Here is a 24,936-nt window from a genome sequence, read left to right on the forward strand (position 1 = left end):
CTATTGCCCGTCAGTTTGGATGCGGAATTAACCCAATCCCTTAAACGCCTGAGTGAACAGCAGGGCGTCACATTATTTATGACCCTGTTGGCGGCTTGGGCGACGATTCTGGCGCGCCTATCAAATCAGGAAGATCTGGTTATCGGTACATCGAGTGCCGGCCGCAGTCGGCAAGAAGTAGAATCGTTAATCGGCTTCTTTGTCAATACGCTAGCCTTGCGGATGGACTTATCCGGTGCACAGAATGTGACGGAATTGCTGGCGCATGTGCGGCAAACCGCACTGGCGGCACAGGAGCATCAGGATCTGCCGTTTGAACAGGTGGTGGAAATCGTGCAACCACCGCGCCGACTGGCGCATACCCCGTTGTTCCAGGTGATGTTTGCCTGGCAGAACAATGAGAACACAGAATGGCAGTTGCCGGGGCTGATAGTTTCACCTGCCGAGCAACTCATCGATATCGCTAAATTTGATCTTGAATTGAGCCTGTCAGAGGTGGATGGCCGCATTGTCGGTTATCTGAATTATGCCACCGCTCTATTTGATCAACCGACCATTGAGCGGCAGGTGGGTTATCTCCATACCGTACTACGGGCGATGGCGGCTAATCCTCAACAGCCGGTCGGGAAAATCAATATCCTGACCGTGGCGGAACGCAAGCTGTTATTGGAAACTTGGAACACGACTAAAATGTCGTATCCAGATCACAGTTGTATTCACCGACTGTTTGAGCAATGGACAGAGAAAAATCCGGATGCCACGGCACTAGTGTATGAGGGGCAAGCCCTCAGTTATGCCGAATTAAATGCGCGTGCTAATCGGCTAGCACATCAACTGATTATGTTGGGTGTGGTGCCGGATCAGCGAGTAGCGATTTGTGTGGCACGTTCACCAGCAATGATAACCGGGTTGTTAGCGGTACTGAAAGCTGGTGGAGCCTATGTGCCGCTGGATCCGACTTATTCTGGCGAGCGTCTGGGACACATTCTAGCGGATGCCGAGCCGGCTATTTTGTTGGCGGATAATACCGGACGTGCTGCATTGGGTGAGAAGGCGCTTACAGACTTGATTATGCTCGATCCGAATATCTTGTTTGACCAGGCGGACAGTAATCCGCAGATACCTGAATTGACTGAACGACATTTGGCCTATGTGATTTACACTTCGGGTTCTACTGGCACACCGAAAGGGGTGATGGTGGAACATCGTGGGGTAGTTAACCTAGCTCTGGCTCAAATTACCCGGTTTAGTGTTGATGAAACCAGTCGGATATTGCAATTTGCCTCATCGGGTTTTGATGCCAGTGTTTCGGAAATCATGACAGCGTTAAGTGGCGGGTCCTGTTTGGTTATTCCTACCGATATCATTCGCCAAGACCCGCGTCGTCTTTGGTCTTATCTGGAAAAACAAGCAGTGACGCACGCTTTCCTGCCACCAGCTCTGTTCCGGGAAGAAAGCGATTTACCGGTAATAGCGATAAAGCCTACGTTGATATTTGCAGGAGAAGCGCCGGGTTCAACCCTGTTCCGGGCGTTATGTGATCGGGTAAATCTGTTCAATGATTATGGCCCAACGGAAATCACAGTTTGCGCCACCTCTTGGTCTTGCCCACCAGACTATACGGATACGTGGGTTCCTATTGGGCGCCCAACAACCAACACACGGGTTTATCTGCTGGATACTTATGGTCAGCCGGTACCGTTGGGGGCAATAGGTGAGTTGTATATCGGTGGTGTGGGTGTCGCGCGTGGTTATCTCAATTATCCTGAGTTGACCGCTGAACGTTTCCTAACTGATCCGTTCAGTAATGAACCCGGTGCCCGGATGTACCGCACCGGGGATTTGGCCCGTTACCTGCCGGACGGTAATCTGGTATTTATTGGCCGTAACGATCAGCAGGTTAAAATTAGGGGTTTCCGTATTGAGCCGCAAGAAATTGAAGCGCGGCTGACGGAGCATCCTGCGGTAAGCGGAGCATTAGTACTGGCGTTAAGTAGCGGGCAGGACAAACGGCTGGTGGCTTATGTGGTGGCAGAGCCAGATGACGGATTGACGGCGAGTTTGCGTGAATATCTGAGTGCCATTTTGCCTGATCATATGGTGCCAACGGCCTTTGTACGCCTGAATGCCTTCCCACTGACCCCAAGCGGCAAGCTAGATCGCCGAGCACTGCCAGCGCCGGGGGCGGATGCCTTTGCTCGTCAGATTTATGCAGCGCCGCAAGGGGAAACAGAAATCCTGTTGGCTGCTATCTGGAGCGAGTTGTTAGGTATTGAACAGATCAGTCGGCACGACAGTTTCTTTGCCCTAGGCGGCCATTCTCTGCTTGCAGTGCGGATGATTGAACGTCTGCGTAACGCGGGGTTAACGCTGGCGGTGTATGATCTGTTCCAATACCCGGTATTGTCTGCATTTGCCCAAACAGTAGGGCAGTCACCAGTGGTGGTGCCGGAGAATGTCATTACCCCGGCGACCACGGCACTCACACCTGAGATGTTGCCGTTGATTGAGCTGACCCAAACTGAGATTGACTATATTGTGGAACAAGTGCCGGGTGGAATGGCTAATATTCAGGATATTTATGCTTTGTCGCCGTTGCAGGACGGTATTCTGTTCCATCATTTATTGGCGAATAAAGGCGATCCGTATCTATTGGCTTATCCTATGGCTTTTGCTGATCGATCCTTACTGGATTGTTATCTGGCGGCGGTGCAACAGGTGATTAATCGCCATGACATCCTGCGTACTGCCTTTGTTTGGCAAGGATTATCCGTTCCGGCCCAAGTAGTCTGGCGTCAGGCGTCATTATCCGTTGTCGAACTGACGTTAGATCCTGCCGATGGGCCAGTTTATGAGCAATTAGCTCAACGTTTTGATCCGCGCCGACATCGTCTCGATCTAGGCCAGCCGCCATTGTTACGTTTTGTTATTGCACAGGAAACCGATGGTCGCTGGATTGCATTGCAATTGCAGCATCATTTGATTGGCGACCATACCACAATGGACGTGATGCACCGCGAAGTTCAGGCGTACCTTGCCGGGTTAGGGGACAATTTGCCTGCACCGGTCCCTTTCCGCAATCTGGTAGCTCAGGTTCGTCTGGGGGTGAGCCAAGCCGAACATACTCGCTTCTTTACTGACATGTTATCTGAGGTGGATGAACCGACGCTGCCGTTCGGATTGACGGAAGTACATCGGGATGGTTCTCAGATGACCCAATCGTACCGAATGTTGCCCGCTATGCTGAACAACCGCTTGCGTAGTCAAGCCCGGCGTCTGGGTGTCAGTCTGGCAGCGCTATGCCATCTGGCCTGGGCACTGGTATTGTCGCGTACCAGCGGACAGGCGAAAGTGGTCTTCGGTACCGTCTTGTTTGGGCGGATGCAGACAGGGCAAGGGACTGACAGCAGTATGGGGCTGTTTATTAATACTTTGCCGTTACGGCTGGATATAGATAATACCCCAGTACGGGGGAGTGTACAGGCAGCACATGCTCAGCTAGCCGAATTACTGGAGCATGAACACGCTTCACTGGCACTGGCTCAACGTTGCAGTGGAGTGCAAGGAGAAGTTCCACTCTTTAGTGCTTTGTTGAACTACCGGCACAGTACGTTATCCGCGACTTCGAATGAAATCATGAATGGCATTGAATTTCTTGGCGCACAGGAACGTACCAACTATCCGTTTACTCTATCGGTGGAGGATTTTGGTCATGCACTGGGGCTAACAACGCAAATTGTCCAGCCATTTGATCCGGAACGGGTGTGCAGTTATATGCAACAAGCGCTGGAAAGTTTGGCAGAAACACTCGAGCTGGCCCCGGAAACACCAGTGCGGACGTTGGAAATTTTGCCTGAAACTGAACGCACATTGTTATTAAAAACCTGGAATGCGACTGAAACTGTTTACCCTGAGCAGTTGTGTATCCATCAATTATTTGAACAACAAGTGGCGAAAAACCCGGATGCCACGGCACTAGTGTACGAAGAACAGACATTCAATTATGCGGAATTGAATTCCCGAGCTAACCGACTGGCCCATCAACTGATTACGTTGGGCGTTGTGCCAGACCAGCGAATAGCGATTTGTGTTACACGTTCACTGACGATGGTTGTGGGCTTACTGGCGGTGTTGAAAGCGGGCGGCGCCTATGTTCCATTGGACCCATCTTATCCGGGGGAACGTTTGGTACATATTTTAACCGATGCAGCACCAGCTATTTTGCTGGCGGATAATGCCGGATGTGTCGCACTGGGTGAGGACGCTCTGGCAGGACTCACGGTACTGGATCCGAATACGCTGCCCGATAAGCCGGACAGTAACCCGCAAGTGCCCGCACTGACTGCACAGCATCTGGCGTATGTCATTTACACCTCCGGTTCCACCGGCGCACCAAAAGGCGTGATGGTTGAGCATCGTGGGCTGGTTAATCTTATTCAGGATAAAATCGCCCAGTTTGACATTCATTCAGGCAGCCGGCTGTTGCAATTTGCCTCATTGAATTTCGATGCCAGTGTTTGGGAAATCATGATGGCGTTGGGCAGTGGTGCTAGTCTGATTATTGCTGTCGATATCATCCGTAAGGACCCGCATCGTCTCTGGCATTATCTGGAGCAACAGGCAGTGACCCATGCCTGTCTGACCCCGGCTTTGCTTCGGGATGGGGGCGATTTACCGGCGCTAACGATAACACCGACAGTGATATTAGGCGGTGAAGCACCCAGTGCAACGTTATGTCAGGCACTCTGTAGTCGAGCGGCACTGTTCAATGCCTATGGCCCGACAGAAATCACGGTGTGTGCGACGAGCTGGCGTTGTCCGCCAGACTACACAGATACGTTAGTGCCTATCGGCCATCCGACGGCGAATACCCAGGTTTATTTGCTGGATACCTACGGCCAGCCAGTGCCGTTGGGGGCCGTGGGTGAATTGTATATCGGCGGCGCAGGGGTGGCGCGTGGCTACCTTAATCGTCCTGAGTTGACTGTTGAACGCTTCTTAGTTGACCCATTTAGTAAGATGCCGGATGCGCGGATGTATCGGACCGGGGATTTGGCCCGTTATCTGTCAGATGGCAATTTAGTCTTTGTTGGTCGTAATGACCAGCAGATTAAAATCCGGGGTTTCCGGGTTGAACCGGGTGAAATTGAGACCCGGTTGACAGAATACCCGGCGGTGCGTGAAGCGGTAGTGTTAGCGCTGGGTGAGGAGCACGATAAGCGTCTGGTGGCTTGGGTGGCGGCAGAAGAAAACGCTGAGTTGGTGAATAACTTGCGTACTCATCTGAGCGCAATTTTGCCGGATTATATGATACCGGCGGCTTTTGTCCGTTTGGATACCCTACCGTTGACGCCGAATGGAAAACTGAACCGTCTGGCATTGCCGGCACCGGATGCAGAAGCATTTTCCCGTCAGGTTTACGCAGCGCCACAAGGCGAAACAGAGATAGCGCTGGCGGCTATCTGGCGTGAATTACTGGGGATTGAGCAGGTAGGGCGGTATGACAGTTTCTTTGCTCTGGGCGGCCATTCTCTGCTTGCGGTGCGGATGATGAACCGAATAGCGGCTTTAGGCATTGAATTGCCGCTGACTGCGTTGTTTAAATCACCGACATTGGCAGCCTTTGCTGAGGTCATGGGGGCTCAGTTTGGTGAGCAGAGCAATAACGCGTCTGCCATGCTGCCGATATCCCGTGAGGGGGCATTACCGTTGTCATTTGCGCAACAGCGTCTGTGGTTCCTGGCCCAGTTTGCGGGAGTTAGCGAGACTTATCATGTCCCAATGGTCCTGCGTTTACGTGGTCAGTTGGATATTGATGCTTGGCAGCAAGCACTGAATCGCGTGTTTGCCCGTCACGAGGCTTTGCGTTCCATTTTTATCACGATGGAGGGTCAACCTCAGGTCGAATTGTTGCCGGCTGACTTGGGTTTGCCGATGAGCAAACACGATCTGCGTAAAGTGTCTGATGCGGATAAACAGCTTGAGCTTTTGTGTACACAGGAAGCAGAGGCGCCATTTGATCTTGCGGGTGGTCCGTTAATCCGAGCAGGTCTGATACAACGGGCTGACGATGATTATCTCTTTTTGCTGACTCAACATCATATTGTGTCAGACGGCTGGTCAACTGGCGTGCTAATGCATGAGTTGAGCACCCTCTATACCGCTTTTTCAGCGGGGCAGCCCGATCCGTTGCCGCCACTGGCAATTCAGTATCCTGATTATGCCGCTTGGCAACGTCAGTGGCTATCGGCGGAGCGGTTACGAATTCAATCCGATTATTGGCGCATAAGGCTGGCGAATGCGCCCGTCCTGCTGGATTTGCCGACTGACCGGCTACGTCCGTCTGAGCAGTCATTTGCCGGGCATGCGGTGCCCATCAATTTGGATGAAAAATTAACGACATCTCTCAAACGTCTGAGTGAACAGCAGGGAAGTACGTTATTTATGACCCTATTATCAGCCTGGGCTACTGTGCTATCGCGCCTGTCAGGTCAGGATGATGTGGTGATCGGTACCCCAAGTGCGGGCCGAAATCGTCAAGAAATAGAATCCCTCATCGGTTTTTTTGTCAACACACTGGCTTTACGTATCGACTTATCGGGGGAACCAAATGTGGAGGAGTTGCTTGCACGTGTGCAGCAAACCGCACTGGCGGCCCAGGAACATCAAGACTTGCCGTTTGAACAGGTAGTGGAAATCGTGCAACCGCCACGCCACCTGGCACATACGCCATTGTTCCAGGTGATATTTGCCTGGCAGAACAATGAGAGCATGGAATGGCAGTTACCGGGATTAACCGTTTCACCCGCCGATCAACCTATCGATATTGTTAAATTTGATCTTGAATTGAGCCTGTCTGAAGTGGACGACCGGATTGTCGGTTATCTGAACTATGCCACCGCCCTGTTTGATCAATTTACCATTGAGCGACAGGTAGGCTATCTCCATACCGTACTGCGAGAAATGGCGGCTAACCCTCAACAGCCGGTTGGGAAAATCGATATTCTGACCGTGGCGGAACGCAAGCTACTACTGGAAACTTGGAATGCAACCCAGACGCCATATCCTGACCAGATATGCATTCATCGGTTGTTTGAGCAGCAGACGGAGAAAACCCCTGACGCGATAGCGCTGGTGTATGAAGAATGCATTCTCAGCTATGCCGAATTAAATGCCTACGCCAATCGACTAGCCCGCCAGTTAATTAAGCGGGGGATACAATCGGATGATCGGATTGCGGTGCTGTTAGAACGATCTATTGAGCTGGTAGTGGCTCAGTTAGCTATCCTCAAGGCCGGAGCCGTTTATGTGCCGATCGATCCCCATGTGCCGGACGAACGGAAAAACTGGCTGATAAACGACTGTTCAGCCAAATTATTGCTCACCGATATCCCGGTTGATCTGGCGATCCCTCAGTTTTGTTTGGCCGATGAGATGCTCTCCATCAGGGAAGAAGATCACCGTAATCTGGACTTACTCCGCTCCAGTACCGATTTGGCCTATATTATGTATACCTCTGGCTCGACCGGTACGCCAAAAGGAGTAATGGTGCCGCATCGTGCGGTGGTTCGACTGGTCATCAATAACGGATATGCTGAAATCAGGTCGGATGATCGGGTGGCGTTTGAGGCCAACCCAGCTTTCGATGCCAGTACCTTTGAAGTCTGGGCGCCATTACTCAATGGCGGTACGCTGGTGGTGATTGACCACACCACATTGCTGACGCCTAAAGAGTTTGTTCAGGCACTACAGACTTATCGCATTACCGTGCTGTGGCTGAGTGTCGGGCTGTTTAACCGAATGGCGGCAGAGTTGTCTCCAGTGCTGCCGCAAATCAAAATCCTGATTGTCGGCGGCGACATTCTTGATCCACATGTTATTGCCCAGGTTCTGCGTGATAGCCCGCCTCAACGGTTATTGAATGGCTATGGACCCAGTGAGGGAACTACCTTTACCGCTACCTACCGTATCGCAGAATTACCGCCAGAAGTGACTCGGATTCCTATTGGTCGACCGATAGCCAATACGCGGGTTTATCTGTTGGATACCTATGGTCAGCCAGTGCCGCAGGGAGTAATTGGTGAGATTTATATCGGTGGAGATGGGATTGCCTGTGGTTATCTCAATCGCCCCGAGCTGACCGCGGAACGTTTTCTACCAGATCCATTTAGTGATAAGCCGGATGCCCGTCTATATCGGACCGGGGATTTGGCCCGTTACCTGCCAGACGGCAATCTGGAGTTCTTGGGCCGTAATGACCAACAGGTGAAAATCCGTGGTTTCCGTATTGAACCGGGGGAAATTGAAGCTCGACTGATGGAACACCCGGCGGTGAATGAAGCGGTTGTGTTGGCGTTGGATGATGGGCAAGACAAACGGTTGGTGGCTTATGTGGCGGCAGAAGAGGATGACCTGTTGGTTAACAGCTTGCGTGCCTATCTGAGTGCTATTCTGCCGGATTATATGATACCGGCAGCCTTTGTACGTCTGGATACCTTCCCGTTAACGCCGAACGGCAAACTGGATCGTCGGGCATTACCGGCACCGGGGGAGGAAGCTTTTGCCCGGCAAATTTATGAAGCACCGCAGGGAGAAGCAGAAACTCTATTGGCCGCTATCTGGAGCGAATTGTTAGGTATTGAACAGGTCAGTCGGCACGACAGTTTCTTTGCCTTGGGCGGCCATTCTCTGCTTGCAGTGCGGATGATTGAACGTCTGCGCCATGTTGGGCTAAAGCTGGCGGTACGTGACCTGTTTCAATACCCGGTGTTATCGGCATTTGCTCAAACAGTAGGGCAATCACCGACGGTGGTGGTGCCAGAGAATATCATCACCCCAGCGATCACGGCGCTTACACCCGAAATGTTGCCGTTGATTGATCTGACTCAATCAGAAATTGACCATATCATTACACAAGTACCGGGTGGGATGGTCAATATTCAGGATATCTATGCCCTGTCGCCGTTGCAGGACGGTATTCTGTTCCACCATCTACTGGCGAATGAAGGTGACCCGTATCTATTGTTCAGCCAGATGACCTTTGCTGATCGTTCATTGCTGGATCGTTATCTGGCGGCAATGCAACAGGTGGTTAATCGCCACGATATTCTACGTACTGCTTTTATTTGGCAAGGATTATCAACGCCGGTACAAGTGGTTTGGCGTCAGACGCAATTGTCAGTCACTGAACTGACGCTAGACCCGATTGATGGACTGGTCCGTGACCAGTTAGCTCAACATTTTGATCCGCGTCGCTATCGTATTGATCTGCAACGAGCGCCACTGTTGCACTTTGCGGTGGCTCAGGAGGACGATGGCCGTTGGAGCGTATTGCAATTGCTGCATCATCTCATTGGCGACCATACCGCAATGGAAGTGATGCACCGCGAAGTTCAGGCGTACCTTACCGGACTGGGAGACAATTTGCCGACGCCGGTCCCTTTCCGCAATCTGGTAGCTCAGGTTCGTCTGGGGGTGAGTCAGGCTGAACATAGCCGCTTCTTTACTGATATGTTGGCTGACGTGGATGAACCAACACTGCCATTTGAGTTGACGGAGGTCCATCGGGATGGTTCACAAGTGACGGAATCGCACCGGATGTTACCCGTTACGTTAAATGATCGCCTGCGCAGTCAGGCCCGACGTCTGGGGGTTAGTTTGGCAGCGTTGTGTCATCTAGCCTGGGCACAGGTGTTGTCACGTACCAGCGGACAGACGAAAGTGGTGTTCGGCACCGTGCTGTTTGGGCGAATGCAGGCCGGAGAAGGCGCTGACAGCGGTATGGGGCTGTTTATCAATACCTTGCCGTTGCGACTGGATATGGATGATACCCCAGTACAGGACAGTGTACGGGCAGCGCATACCCGGTTAGCAGGATTGCTGGAGCATGAGCACGCCTCATTGGCGTTGGCTCAACGTTGCAGCGGAGTACCCGGGGAAGCGCCCCTGTTTAGTGCTTTATTGAACTACCGACATAGTGCGCAGTCGGTTACCACGGATGCCACCATCAGCGGTATTGAATCCCTGGGCGGGCAAGAGCGCACGAACTATCCGTTTGTCTTGTCGGTGGAGGATGTTGGTCACGCTTTAGGATTGACGGCGCAAATTGTTCAACCGATTGATCCAGAGCGGATATGTGATTATATGCAACAGGCGCTGGAAAGTCTGGCAGCGGCGCTTGAACAGCGTTCGGAGATACCGGTACGAGCACTGAATATCTTACCGGCAGCGGAGAAAAAGCTGCTGCTGGAAACCTGGAATGCAATCGAAACATCGTATCTAGATTATGGTTGTATTCATCAACTGTTTGAACAATGGGCAGAGAAAAGTCCCGATGCCACAGCACTGGTGTATGAAGAACACACCCTCAGCTATGCCGAGCTTAATGCCCGCGCTAACCGGCTGGCGCATCAACTGATAGCGTTGGGAGTCGAACCGGACCAACGAGTGGCGGTTTGCGTGTCACGTTCACCGGCAATGGTGGTGGGAGTATTAGCAGTGCTGAAAGCCGGGGGGGCCTACGTGCCGTTAGATCCGGTCTATACCGGTGAGCGTCTGGCATATATCCTGACCGATGCGGCCCCCGCTATTGTACTGGCGGATAACATCGGGCGGGATGCGCTGGGAGAGGACGCGCTGGCAGGGCTGACGGTACTTGACCCGAACAGTCCGCCTGATCAGCCGGACAGTAACCCACAAGTGCCGGCATTGACGGCGCAGCATCTGGCGTATGTGATTTACACCTCGGGTTCGACCGGCACGCCGAAAGGGGTGATGGTGGAACATCGTCATATCCTGCGTTTGTTCGACGCCACTGAATCCTGGTATCACTTCAACCGGCAAGATATTTGGTGCCTGTTTCATTCCATTGCATTTGACTTCTCGGTATGGGAATTATGGGGAGCCTTCCGCTACGGCGCTAAACTGGTGCTGGTCCCGCACGCGATTGCCCGTTCACCCCAGGAGTTGCATCAATTCGTGTGTCAGCATGGTATCACCGTGTTGAATCAGACCCCCAGCGCTTTCAAAGCCTTGATTGCCAGTTATATCGCCAATCCGTTACCGGACTGCTTGCGCTATATCATCTTTGGCGGAGAAGCACTCGATCCGAGTATTCTGAAGCCGTGGTATGCCCTGCGTGAAGAGACATTGCCTCAGTTGGTGAATATGTACGGTATCACGGAGACCACCGTTCACGTCACTTACCGGGTACTGGGTCGCCATGATGTAGAACAGACCACAAGTCCTATTGGCACGCGGATCTCGGACTTAACCCTCTATCTGCTGGATAAATATGGTCAGCCAGTACCGTTAGGCGCCGTAGGTGAGTTATATATTGGCGGGGCTGGTGTGGCACGGGGTTATCTCAATCGCCCTGAACTGACCGCAGAACGTTTCCTGCCAGATCCGTTTAGTGATAAGCCCGATACCCGCCTGTATCGCACTGGGGATTTGGCCCGCTACCTGCCAGACGGCAATCTGGAGTTCCTGGGCCGTAATGACCAGCAGGTGAAAATTCGCGGTTTCCGCATTGAGCCGGGGGAAATCGAAGCCCGGCTAATGGAACATCCGGCAGTGCATGAAGCAGTTGTGCAAGTGATGGGTGATGGTCAGGACAAACGGTTAGTGGCTTATGTAGTGGCAGAAGTAGACGAGGAGTTAATTAATCGTCTGCGTACTCATCTAAGTGGAATTTTACCGGATTATATGGTGCCAGCCGCGTTTGTCTGTATGGATGCTTTCCCGTTGACACCAAACGGCAAACTGGATCGCCGGGCGTTACCGGCACCGGGGGAAGATGCTTTTGCCCGGCAGGTTTATGCAGCACCACAAGGGGAGACAGAAACTCTGCTAGCCGCTATCTGGAGCGAGTTGTTGGGTATTGAACAGGTGAGTCGGCATGACAGCTTCTTTGCCTTGGGCGGTCATTCGCTGTTAGCGGTGAGGATGATTGAACGTCTGCGTAATGCGGGGTTAACGCTGGCGGTACGTGATTTATTCCAATCCCCGGTGTTATCGGCATTTGCTCAAACAGTTGGGCAATCACCGTCGGTGGTGGTGCCGGCGAATGTCATCACCCCGGCGACCACGGAGCTTACCCCCGAGATGTTGCCATTGATTGATCTCACTCAGCCTGAGATTGACCATATCATTGCACAAGTACCGGGTGGGGTTGCCAATATTCAGGATATTTATGCCCTGTCACCGTTGCAGGATGGCATTCTGTTCCACCATTTGCTGGCGAATAAAGGAGATCCGTATCTGCTGGCCGGTCAGATAGTCTTTGCTAACCGCGCCCTATTGGACAATTATCTGGCGGCAGTACAACAGGTGGTTAATCGCCACGATATTCTACGTACCGCCTTTGTTTGGCAAGGATTATCAACGCCAGTTCAGGTGGTCTGGCGTCAGGCGCAATTGTCAGTCACTGAACTGACATTAGACCCGGTTGATGGGCCGGCCCGTGACCAGTTAGCTCAACATTTTGATCCGCGTCTCTATCGTATTGATCTGCAACGAGCGCCACTGTTGCGCTTTGCGGTGGCGCAGGAGGACGATGGCCGTTGGAGCGTACTGCAATTGCTGCACCATCTGATTGGCGACCATACCGCAATGGAAGTGATGCATGGTGAGATTCAGGCTTATTTTGCCGGACAGGAAGAGAACTTGCCTGCGCCGGTTCCTTTCCGCAATCTGGTGGCTCAGGTCCGGTTGGGGGTAAGTCAGGCCGAACATACCCGCTTCTTTACTGACATGTTGGCTGAGGTGGATCAACCGACGCTGCCTTTCGGGTTAACGGAGGTACATCGGGATGGTTCACAGGTAATGGAATCGCACCAGATGTTACCCGCTACGTTAAATGATCGTCTGCGCAGTCAGGCCCGGCGTCTGGGCGTCAGTTTGGCAGCGTTGTGTCATCTAGCCTGGGCACAGGTGTTGTCACGTACCAGCGGACAGGAGAAAGTGGTGTTCGGCACCGTGCTGTTTGGGCGGATGCAGGCCAGAGAAGGAGCTGACAATGGCATGGGCCTATTTATTAATACCTTGCCGTTGCGATTAGATATGGATGATACCTCGGTGCAAGACAGTGTGCGATTAGCCCATACCCGATTAGCCGGATTGCTGACGCATGAACATGCTTCATTGGCGCTGGCTCAACGTTGCAGCGGAGTACCGGGGGAAGCTCCCCTGTTTAGCGCGTTACTGAACTACCGGCATAGTACGCAGCCGGTTACCACGGATGGAACTATCAGTGGTATTGAATTCCTTAGCGGACAAGAGCGCACCAATTATCCGTTTGTCTTGTCGGTGGAGGATCTTGGTCACGCACTGGGGCTGACGGCGCAAATCGTTCAACCGATTGATCCAGAGCGAATATGTGGTTATATGCAACAGGCGCTGGAAAGTCTGGCAGCGGCGCTTGAGCAACGGCCGGAGACACCGGTACGGGCATTGAATATCTTGCCAGCGGCAGAGAAGAAGCTGCTATTGGAGATCTGGAATGCAACCCAAGCGCCATATCCTGACCAGTGTTGTATTCACCGGCTGTTTGAACAACAGGCAGAAAAGACGCCTGACGCGATAGCGCTGATGTATGGAGAACACATTCTCAACTATGCTGAATTGAATGCTCGCGCCAACCAATTGTCTCACTGGTTAATTAGGCAAGGGATTCAGCCGGATAACCGGGTCGCTGTGCGGTTAGAGCGTTCTGTTGAACTGGTGGTGGCTCAATTGGCTATCCTCAAGGCCGGGGCCGTTTATGTGCCGATCGATCCCCGTGTGCCGGACGACCGGCAGCATTGGCTGATAAACGACTGTGCAGCCAAATTGTTGCTTACGGGTATCCCGGTTGAATTGGCCGCTATCAGGCAGGAAGATTACTGCAATCCTGACTTACCCCGCTCCAGTACTGAGCTGGCCTATATTATGTATACCTCCGGCTCAACGGGTACGCCCAAAGGGGTGATGGTACCGCATCGTGCCGTGGTTCGGTTGGTGATTAATAACGGGTACGCCGACATCGGACCGGATGATCGGGTGGCGTTTGAAGCTAACCCGGCTTTCGATGCCAGCACCTTTGAAGTCTGGTCGCCATTACTCAATGGCGGCACTCTGGTAGTGATTGAACATTCCACATTGCTGATGCCTAAAGAATTTGTTCAAGCATTACAGACTTATCGCATTACCGTGCTATGGCTAAGTGTCGGGCTATTTAACCAGCTGGCGACAGAGTTGTCCCCGGCTCTCCCGCAGCTCAAAATTCTGATTGTCGGCGGCGATGTATTGGACCCACATGTGATTAGACAAGTTCTGCGTGATAACCCGCCGCAACAGTTATTGAATGGCTATGGACCGAGCGAAGGAACCACCTTTACCGCGACATACCGTATCACTGCGTTATCCGCGGGGATGACGAAGATCCCCATTGGTCGACCGATAGCCAATACACGAGTTTATCTGTTGGATGCCAATGGTCAGCCGGTGCCGCAGGGAGCAACCGGTGAGATTTATATCGGCGGAGATGGAGTTGCTTGTGGTTACCTTAATCGTCCTGAACTGACCGCAGAACGTTTCCTGCCAGATCCGTTTAGTGATAAGCCCGATGCCTGCCTGTATCGCACCGGGGATTTAGCCCGTTACCTGCCAGATGGTAATCTGGAATTCCTGGGCCGCAATGACCAACAGGTGAAAATCCGTGGTTTCCGTATTGAGCCGGGGGAAATCGAAGCCCGGTTGATGGAATACCCGACGGTGATTGAAGCGGCTGTGCTGGCATTGGACGACGGTCAGGGCAAACGGCTGGTGGCTTATGTGGTGGCAGAAGCGGATGAAGAATTGGTTAATGGTCTGCGTACTCACTTAAGTACGATTTTACCGGATTATATGGTGCCAGCCGCTTTTGTCTGTATGGATGCCTTTCCGTTGACGCCAAACGGTAAACTGGATCGCCGGGCATTACCAATGCCGGGGGAAGAAGATTTCGCCCGGCAGATTTACGCAGCGCCATTAGGAGAGATGGAAACCCTATTAGCCGCTATCTGGCGTGAATTACTGGGTGTTGAGCGGATTAGCCGGTATGACAACTTTTTTACACTGGGCGGCCATTCGTTGTTGGCGGTACGAATGATAAACCGGATAGCGGCTTTAGGCATTGAATTGCCATTGTCCACGCTGTTTACATTCCCGTCTTTGATGACCTTTGCTGAAGCGATAAGTGCCCAGTTTGATGAATCGGACAGGATATTGCTCGCTATTGTTCCACTATCCCGTGAAGGCCAATTGCCATTGTCATTTGCGCAACAACGCCTGTGGTTCCTGACGCAGTTTGACGGGGTGAGTGAGACCTATCATATTCCGTTGGCCTTACGTTTACATGGCCGGCTGGATATCGCTGCCTGGCAACAGGTGCTTGATACGCTATTTGCCCGTCACGAAGCGTTGCGTTCTGTCTTTATTGTCGTTGACGGCCAGCCGCAGGTAGAGTTGTTGCCGGCGGCATCTGGCTTGCCGATGAGAAAATATGATCTGCATGACGTGCCTGATGTGGATGTTCAGCTTGCGTCTCTCTCTGCTCAGGAAGCCAATGCGCCGTTTGATCTTGCCTGTGGCCCCTTAATTCGTTCCAGTCTGATACAACTGGCTGACGATGATCACGTCTTCTTGCTGACTCTGCATCACATTATTTTCGATGGTTGGTCTGTCAGCGTGTTAATGCGTGAATTGAGCACTCTTTACACCGCGTTTCTGACCGGGCAGTCAGATCCGTTACCACCATTGACCATTCAGTATCCTGATTATGCTGCCTGGCAGCGCCAATGGTTATCGGCTGAACGTATACAGTCCCAATCTGATTATTGGCGCACGAAGTTGGCTGACGCACCGGTATTGTTGGATTTACCCACTGACCGGCCGCGTCCGCCTCAGCAGTCATTTACCGGGGGCTTATTGCCCATCAGCCTAGGTGCGGAGTTAACCCAATCCCTCAAGCGCTTGAGTGAACAACAAGGCGTCACGCTATTTATGACCCTGTTGACGGCTTGGGCAACGGTTCTATCGCGTCTGTCAGGTCAGGAAGATCTGGTTATCGGGACGCCAAGCGCGGGCCGCAGTCGGCAGGAAGTAGAATCTTTAATCGGCTTCTTTGTCAATACTCTGGCATTACGTATGGATTTATCCGGTGCGCCGAGTGTGGCGGAATTACTGGCGCGTGTACGGCAAACCGCGCTGGCGGCACAGGAACATCAGGACCTACCATTTGAGCAGGTAGTGGAAATTGTGCAACCGCCACGCCACTTGGCACACACCCCACTGTTCCAGGTGATGTTTGCCTGGCAGAGCAATGAAGGTAAGGACTGGACGTTACCCGGATTGACTGTTTCACCTGTCGGACAAACTTTTGATATGGCTAAATTTGATCTTGAATTGAGCTTGTCTGAGGTGGACGGCCAGATTGTCGGCTATCTGAATTATGCCACCGCCCTGTTTGATCAAGCGACCATTGAGCGGCAGGTGGGCTATCTTTATACCGTGCTGAGAGAGATGGCAGCTAACCCTCAACAGCCAGTCGGGAAAATCGATATCCTGACCGTGGCGGAGCGCAAGTTGTTATTGGAAACCTGGAATGCAACTCAGACGCCGTATCCTGACCGGTTATGCATTCATCGACTGTTTGAGCAACAGGCAGAGAAAACTCCTGATGCGGTAGCACTGGTGTATAAAAAACATATTCTCAGTTATGCGGAATTAAATGCTCGTGCCAATTGGTTGGCCCGCCAGTTAATCGAGCAGGGGATACGGTCGGATGATCGGATTGCAGTGTTGTTAGAGCGCTCCATTGAGCTGGTTGTGGCTCAGTTGGCTATTCTCAAAGCCGGTGCTGTTTATGTGCCGATCGATCCCCGAGTGCCAGATGAACGGAAAAACTGGTTGATAAACGACTGTTCAGCCAAATTATTGCTCACCGATATCCCGGTTGATCTGACGATTCCTTTATATTGCCTTGCTGGTGAGATGGGTGCTATCAGGGAGGAGGATTACTTTAATCTTGACTTGCCTCGGTCCAGTACCGAGCTGGCTTATATTATGTACACTTCCGGTTCGACCGGCACGCCAAAAGGGGTCATGGTGCCACACCGTGCGGTGGTTCGGCTGGTGATTAATAATGGGTACGCCGACATCGGACCGGATGATCGGGTGGCATTTACGGCCAACCCGGCTTTCGATGCCAGCACCTTTGAAGTCTGGGCGCCATTGTTTAATGGCGGCGCTCTGGTAGTGATTGATCACGCCACGTTGCTGACGCCTAAAGAGTTTGTTCAGGCATTACAGACTTATCGCATTACCATACTGTGGCTGAGTGTCGGGCTGTTTAACCGGCTGGCGATAGAGTTGTCCCCGGCGCTGCCACAAATCAAAACCCTGATTGTCGGCGGCGATGTGCTGGATCCGCATGTGATAGCACAGGTTCTGCGTGACAGTCCGCCTCAACAGTTATTGAATGGCTATGGACCGAGTGAGGGCACCACCTTTACCACCACCTACCGTATCGCAGAAGTATTACCAGAAGTGACTCGTATCCCCATTGGTCGGCCGATAGCCAATACGCGGGTTTATCTGTTGGATACCTATGGTCAGCCAGTGCCGCAAGGAGTAACCGGTGAGATTTATATCGGCGGGGATGGAGTTGCCTGTGGCTATCTCAATCGTCCCGAACTGACGGCGGAACGCTTTCTTGCGGACCCCTTTAGCGATAAACCGGGAGCTCGGATGTACCGCACCGGGGATTTGGCCCGTTATCTGCCAGATGGCAATCTGGAGTTCCTGGGTCGTAATGACCAACAGGTGAAAATCCGTGGTTTCCGTATTGAGCCGGGGGAAATCGAAGCCCGGTTGATGGATCATCCGGCGGTGAATGAAGCGGTTGTGTTGGCGATGGATGATGGGCAGGACAAACGGTTGGTAGCTTATGTGGCGGCAGAAGCGAATAGAGAATTGATTAACTGCCTGCGTACTCACCTGAGCGCCATTTTACCGGATTATATGGTACCGGCAGCGTTTGTACGTCTGGATATCTTCCCGTTGACGCCAAACGGCAAGCTGGACCGTCGGGCGTTACCGGCACCGGGGGAAGAAGCCTTTGCCCGTCAGGTTTATGCCGCGCCGCAAGGAGAAGCAGAAATTCTATTGGCCGCTATCTGGAGCGAGTTGCTGGGCATTGAACAGGTGAGCCGGCATGATAGCTTCTTTGCGTTGGGTGGTCATTCATTGTTAGCGGTGCGGATGATTGAGCGTCTGCGTAATGCAGGACTAACGCTGGCGGTACGTGATTTGTTCCAATCCCCGGTGTTGTCCGCGTTTGCCCAAACAGTAGGGCAGGCTCGGGCAGTGGTGGCGCCGGCGAATGTCATCACCCCGGCGACCATAGCACTAACACCTGAGATGTTGCCGTTGATTGAGTTGGACCAATCTGAGATTGACCATATTGTGGAACAAGTGCCGGGTGGTATTGCCAATATTCAGGATATCTATGCCTTGTCTCCATTGCAGGACGGTATTCTGTTCCACCATTTACTGGCGAACAAAGGCGATCCATATCTGCTGGCTTATCCTATGAGTTTTGCTGATCGTTCGTTGCTGGATTGTTATTTGGCGGCGGTGCAACAGGTGGTTGATCGCCATGACATTCTGCGTACCGCTTTTGTCTGGCAAGGACTATCCGTTCCGGCCCAGGTAGTCTGGCGTCAAGCGCCGTTATCAGTGACTGAATTGACGTTGGATCCCGCAGATGGACCGGTTTATGAACAACTGATTCAACGTTTTGATCCGCGTCAGCATCGTCTTGATTTGAGCCAGGCGCCGCTGTTACGTTTTGTTATTGCACAGGAAACGGATGGTCGCTGGATTGCACTGCAATTGCAGCATCATTTGATTGGCGACCATACTGCAATGGAGGTGATGAGCCGAGACGTTCAGGCGTACCTTGCCGGACAGGGGGAAAGCTTGCCTATCCCGGTTCCTTTCCGCAATTTGGTGGCTCAGGCCCGGTTGGGGATGAGTCAGGCCGAACATACCCGTTTCTTCACCGATATGCTGGCAGAAGTGGATCAACCAACGCTGCCATTTGGGTTGATGGAAGTACATCGGGATGGTTCACAGGTAACAGAATCGCACCGAATGTTGCCCGCTACGTTGAATGACCGTTTACGTCATCAGGCCCGGCGTTTGGGCGTCAGTTTGGCGGCGTTATGTCATCTGGCTTGGGCTCAGGTATTGTCACGTACCAGCGGACAGGCGAAAGCGGTGTTCGGCACCGTGCTATTTGGACGGATGCAGGCAGGAGAAGGGGCTGACAACGGCATGGGACTGTTCATCAATACCTTGCCGTTACGACTGGATATGGATGACACCCCGGTGCAGGACAGTGTACGGGCAGCGCATACCCGGCTGGCGGGATTACTGGAACATGAGCACGCTTCACTAGCATTAGCTCAACGTTGCAGTGGGGTACAAAATGAAATACCACTCTTCAGTGCCTTGTTGAACTACCGGCATAATGCGCCGACGGTCATCGCGGATGAAATTATCAGCGGCATTGAATTCTTGGGCGGCCAAGAGCGCACTAACTATCCGTTTGTCTTATCAGTGGAAGATTTTGGTAATGCACTGGGACTGACGGCGCAAATCGTTCAACCAATTGATCCGGAGCGGATATGCGGTTATATGCAACAGGCGCTGGAAAGTCTGGCAGAGGCACTTGAACAACGGCCAGAGACACCGGTATGGTCGCTGAATATCTTGCCAGCGGCAGAGAAGAAGCTGTTGCTAGAGACTTGGAATGCAACCCAGGCGCGGTATCCTGACCAGTGTTGTATTCACCGGCTGTTTGAACAACAGGCAGAAAAGACGCCTGATGCGATAGCGCTGGTGTATGGAGAACACGTTCTCAACTATGCCGAATTAAATGCTCGCGCTAACCAACTGGCCCACTGGTTAATTGGGCAGGGGGTCCAGCCGGATGACCGTGTCGCTGTGCAGTTAGAACGTTCTGTTGAACTGGTGGCGGCTCAGTTGGCTATCCTCAAGGCCGGGGCCGTTTATGTGCCTATCGATCCCCGAGTGCCGGACGAGCGGAAGCATTGGCTGATAAACGACTGTGCAGCTAAATTGTTGTTTACAGATATCCCGGTTGAACTGGCCGCTATCAGTGAGGAGTATTACCACAACCCTGACTTATCTCGCTCCAGTACTGAACTGGCCTATATCATGTATACCTCCGGCTCAACCGGTACGCCTAAAGGGGTGATGGTGCCGCATCGGGCTGTGGTTCGACTGGTCATCAATAACGGGTACGCCGACATTGGACCGGATGATCGGGTGGCGTTTGAAGCTAACCCGGCTTTCGATGCCAGCACCTTCGAAGTCTGGTCGCCGTTGCTCAATGGCGGCGCGCTGGTAGTGATTGATCACGCCACATTGCTGACGCCTAAAGAATTTGTCCAGGCATTGCAGACCTATCGAATCACGGTTATGTGGATGAGTGTCGGGCTGTTTAACCGGCTGGCGACAGAGTTGTCCCCGGTTCTCCCACAACTCAAAATCCTGATTGTCGGCGGCGATGTACTTGATCCGCATGTGATGGCGCAAGTTCTGCGTAATAACCCGCCGCAACAGTTATTGAATGGCTATGGACCAAGTGAGGGTACCACCTTTACCGCGACATATCGTATCACTGCGTTGCCTGCGAGGATGACGAAGATCCCCATTGGCAGACCGATAGCCAATACGCGGGTCTATCTACTGGATCGCAATGGTCAACCAGTACCGTTGGGGGCAGAAGGGGAAATTTATATCGGCGGAGATGGGGTTGCCTGTGGCTATCTTAATCGTCCTGAACTGACCGCAGAACGTTTCCTGCCGGATCTGTTTAGTGATGAGCCGGATGCCCGGATGTACCGTACCGGAGATTTAGCCCGTTACCTGCCGGACGGTAATCTGGAATTCTTGGGCCGTAATGACCAGCAGGTGAAAATCCGTGGTTTCCGTATTGAACCGGGGGAAATCGAAGCCCGGTTGATGGAACATCAGGCGGTGAATGAAACGGTTGTGCTGGTGTTGGGCGACGGACAGGACAAACGGCTGGTGGCTTATGTGGTGGCAGAAGCGGATGAAGCGTTGGTTAACCGTCTGCGTACTTATTTAAGTATGGTTTTACCGGATTATATGGTGCCTTCGGCTTTTGTGCGTCTGGATGATTTCCCGTTGACGCCGAACGGCAAACTGGATCGCCGGGCACTACCGGCACCGGGGGAAGAGGATTTTGCCCGGCAAATTTACACCGCACCATCAGGGGAGATGGAAACCACATTGGCGGCTATCTGGCGTGAATTACTGGGCGTTGAGCGGATTAGCCGGTATGACAACTTTTTCGCTTTGGGCGGCCATTCGTTGCTGGCAGTGCGGATGATGAACCGGATAGCAGCATTAGGGATTGAATTACCGCTGTCCACGTTGTTTACATTCCCGTCTTTGATGGCCTTTGCTGAAGCGATGCGTACTCAGTTTGGAGAACCGGGCAGGATATTGCCCGTTATTGTTCCGCTATCCCGTGAGGGCCAATTGCCGCTGTCATTTGCGCAACAACGCCTGTGGTTCCTCGCGCAGTTTGAGGGGGTGAGTGATACTTATCATATTCCGCTGGCCCTGCGTTTGCGTGGTCGGCTGAATATCGCTGCCTGGCAGCAGGCGCTTGATATGCTGTTTGCCCGTCACGAAGCGTTGCGCTCTGTTTTTGTTGCTGTTGACGGCCAGCCGCAGGTGGAGTTGTTGCCGGCGGAATCGGGCCTGCCGATAAGAAAATATGATCTGCATGACACGCTTGATGTGGATGCGCAGCTTGCGTCTCTCTCCGCTCAAGAAGCCAATGCGCCGTTTGACCTTGCCCGCGGCCCATTAATTCGTTCCAGTCTGGTACAACTGGCTGACGATGATCATGTTTTCTTGCTGACCCAGCATCATATTGTTTCCGATGGTTGGTCTTTAGGAATACTGAAATCAGAACTGGAGGCGCTTTATTCGGCTTACTTGAACCAACAGCCAAATCCATTGCCACCATTGACGATTCAATATCCTGATTACGCCGCCTGGCAGCGTCAATGGCTGTCGGCAGAACAGATACAGTCTCAATCTGACTACTGGCGCACTAAGCTGGCTGATGCGCCAGTTTTACTGGATTTGCCGACTGACCGGCCACGTCCGCCTCAGCAATCATTTGCTGGAAATATGTTGCCCGTCAGTTTCGATGCGGAGTTAACCCAATCCCTTAAACGCCTGAGTGAGCAACAGGGCGTCACGTTATTTATGACCCTGTTAGCTGCTTGGGCAACGGTTCTATCGCGTCTGTCAGGTCAGGAAGATCTGGTTATCGGTACACCGAGTGCCGGCCGCAGTCGGCAAGAAGTGGAATCCCTAATTGGCTTCTTTGTGAATACGCTGGCGTTGCGTATGGACTTATCCGGTTCACCCAATGTGACGGAATTGCTGGCGCGCGTACGACAAACCGCGCTGGAGGCACAGGAACATCAGGATCTACCGTTTGAACAGGTAGTGGAAATAATGCAACCGCCACGCCGACTGGCGCATACGCCGTTGTTCCAGGTGATGTTTGCCTGGCAAAACAATGAGAATACGGAATGGCGGCTGCCGGGACTGGCAGTTTCACCGGTCGAGCAAGCTTTTGATATGGTTAAGTTCGATCTTGAGCTGAATTTGTTTGAGGTGGAGGGCCGTATTGTCGGTTATCTGAATTATGCCACCGCTCTGTTTGATCAAGCGACCATTGAGCGGCAGGTGGGCTATCTCCATACCGTATTGCGGGAAATGATGGCTAATCCTCAACAACCGGTCGGCAAAATCGATATTCTGACCGTGGCGGAACGCAAGCTATTACTGGAAACCTGGAATGCAACTCAGGCGCCGCATCCTGACCAATCATGCATTCACCGGCTGTTTGAGCAACACGTGGAGAAAACTCCTGATGCGATAGCGCTGATATATGAAGAATGCATCCTAAACTATGCCGAGCTTAATGCCCGCGCTAACCGGCTGGCGCATCAACTGATAGCGTTGGGAGTCGAGCCGGACCAACGAGTGGCGGTTTGCGTGTCACGTTCACCGGCAATGGTGGTGGGAGTATTAGCAGTGCTGAAAGCCGGGGGGGCCTACGTGCCGTTAGATCCGGTCTATACCGGTGAGCGTCTGGCACATATCCTGACCGATGCTGCTCCCGCTATTGTACTGGCGGATAACATCGGGCGGGATGCGCTGGGAGAGGACACGCTGGCAGGGCTGACGGTACTTGACCCGAACAGTCCGCCTGATCAGCCGGACAGTAACCCACAAGTGCCGGCATTGACGGAACAGCATCTGGCGTATGTGATTTACACCTCGGGTTCGACCGGCACGCCGAAAGGGGTGATGGTGGAGCATCGTCATATCCTGCGTTTGTTCGACGCCACTGAATCCTGGTATCACTTCAACCGGCAAGATATTTGGTGCCTGTTCCATTCCATTGCGTTTGACTTCTCGGTATGGGAATTATGGGGAGCCTTACGCTACGGCGCTAAATTGGTGTTGGTTCCGCACGCGATTGCTCGTTCACCCCAGGAGCTGCATCAATTCGTGTGTCAGCACGGTATCACCGTATTGAATCAGACTCCCAGCGCCTTCAAAGCCTTGATTGCCAGTTATATCGCCAATCCATTGCCTGACTGTTTGCGCTATGTCATCTTTGGCGGGGAAGCGCTCGATCCGAGTATTTTGAAGCCGTGGTATGCCCTGCGTGAAGAGACATTGCCTCAGTTGGTGAATATGTACGGTATCACGGAAACCACCGTTCACGTCACTTACCGGGCACTGAATCGCCATGATGTGGAACAGACCACAAGTCCTATTGGCACGCGGATCTCGGACTTAACCCTCTATCTGCTGGATAAATATGGTCAGCCAGTACCGTTAGGCGCCGTGGGTGAATTATATGTTGGCGGAGGGGGTGTGGCACGGGGTTATCTCAATCGTCCTGAACTGACCGTGGAGCGTTTTCTATCTGATCCGTTCAGTAGTGAACAGGATGGCCGGATGTACCGCACTGGGGATTTGGCCCGCTACCTGCCAGACGGCAATCTGGAGTTTCTAGGTCGCAATGACCAGCAGGTGAAAATTCGTGGTTTCCGTATTGAGCCGGGAGAAATCGAAGCCCGATTGCTGGAACACCCGGCGGTGAGAGAAGCGGTCGTGCTGGCGCTGGATGATGGTCAGGACAAACGCTTGGCGGCTTATGTGGTGGCAGAAGCGGATGAGGCGTTGGTTAACCACCTGCGTACTCATCTGAGTGGGATTTTACCGGATTATATGGTGCCGGCCGCTTTTGTGCGTCTGGATACCTTCCCGTTGACCCCGAACGGTAAGCTGGACCGTCGGGCGCTGCCGGTACCGGGAGAGAATGCCTTTGCTCGTCAGGTTTATGCAGCGCCGCAAGGCGAGGTGGAAACCCTATTGGCTGTTATCTGGGGCGAGTTGCTAGGTATTGAACAAATCAGTCGGCACGACAGCTTCTTTGCTCTGGGCGGCCATTCGTTGCTGGCAATGCGGATGATTGAACGTCTGCGTAATGCGGGGTTAACGCTGGCGGTGCGTGATTTATTCCAGTCCCCAGTGTTGTCCGCATTTGCCCAAACAGTAGGACAGTCACAAGCGGTGGTGGTGCCGGCAAATGTCATCACCCCAGCAACCACGATACTCACCCCTGAGATGTTGCCATTGATTGATCTCATTCAGTCTGAGATTGACCATATCGTTGCACAAGTGCCGGGTGGAATGGCTAATATTCAGGATATTTATGCCCTGTCGCCGTTACAAGACGGTATTCTGTTCCATCAT

At 52.7% G+C, this 24,936-nt stretch carries 1 protein-coding gene (only partly in view); it reads left to right on the plus strand.

All 24,936 nt of this window come from inside a single coding sequence — locus OO184_RS00040, non-ribosomal peptide synthase/polyketide synthase (RefSeq protein WP_283256176.1), on the plus strand. Of the gene's 49,056 coding nucleotides, 13,836 precede the window and 10,284 follow it; the stretch shown corresponds to coding positions 13,837–38,772, spanning codon 4,613 (complete) through codon 12,924 (complete); the first codon wholly inside the window starts at position 1. Both the start codon and the stop codon lie outside the window.

Origin of the sequence: Photorhabdus aballayi, assembly GCF_026153155.1 — a bacterium.
Lineage (GTDB): Bacteria > Pseudomonadota > Gammaproteobacteria > Enterobacterales > Enterobacteriaceae > Photorhabdus > Photorhabdus luminescens.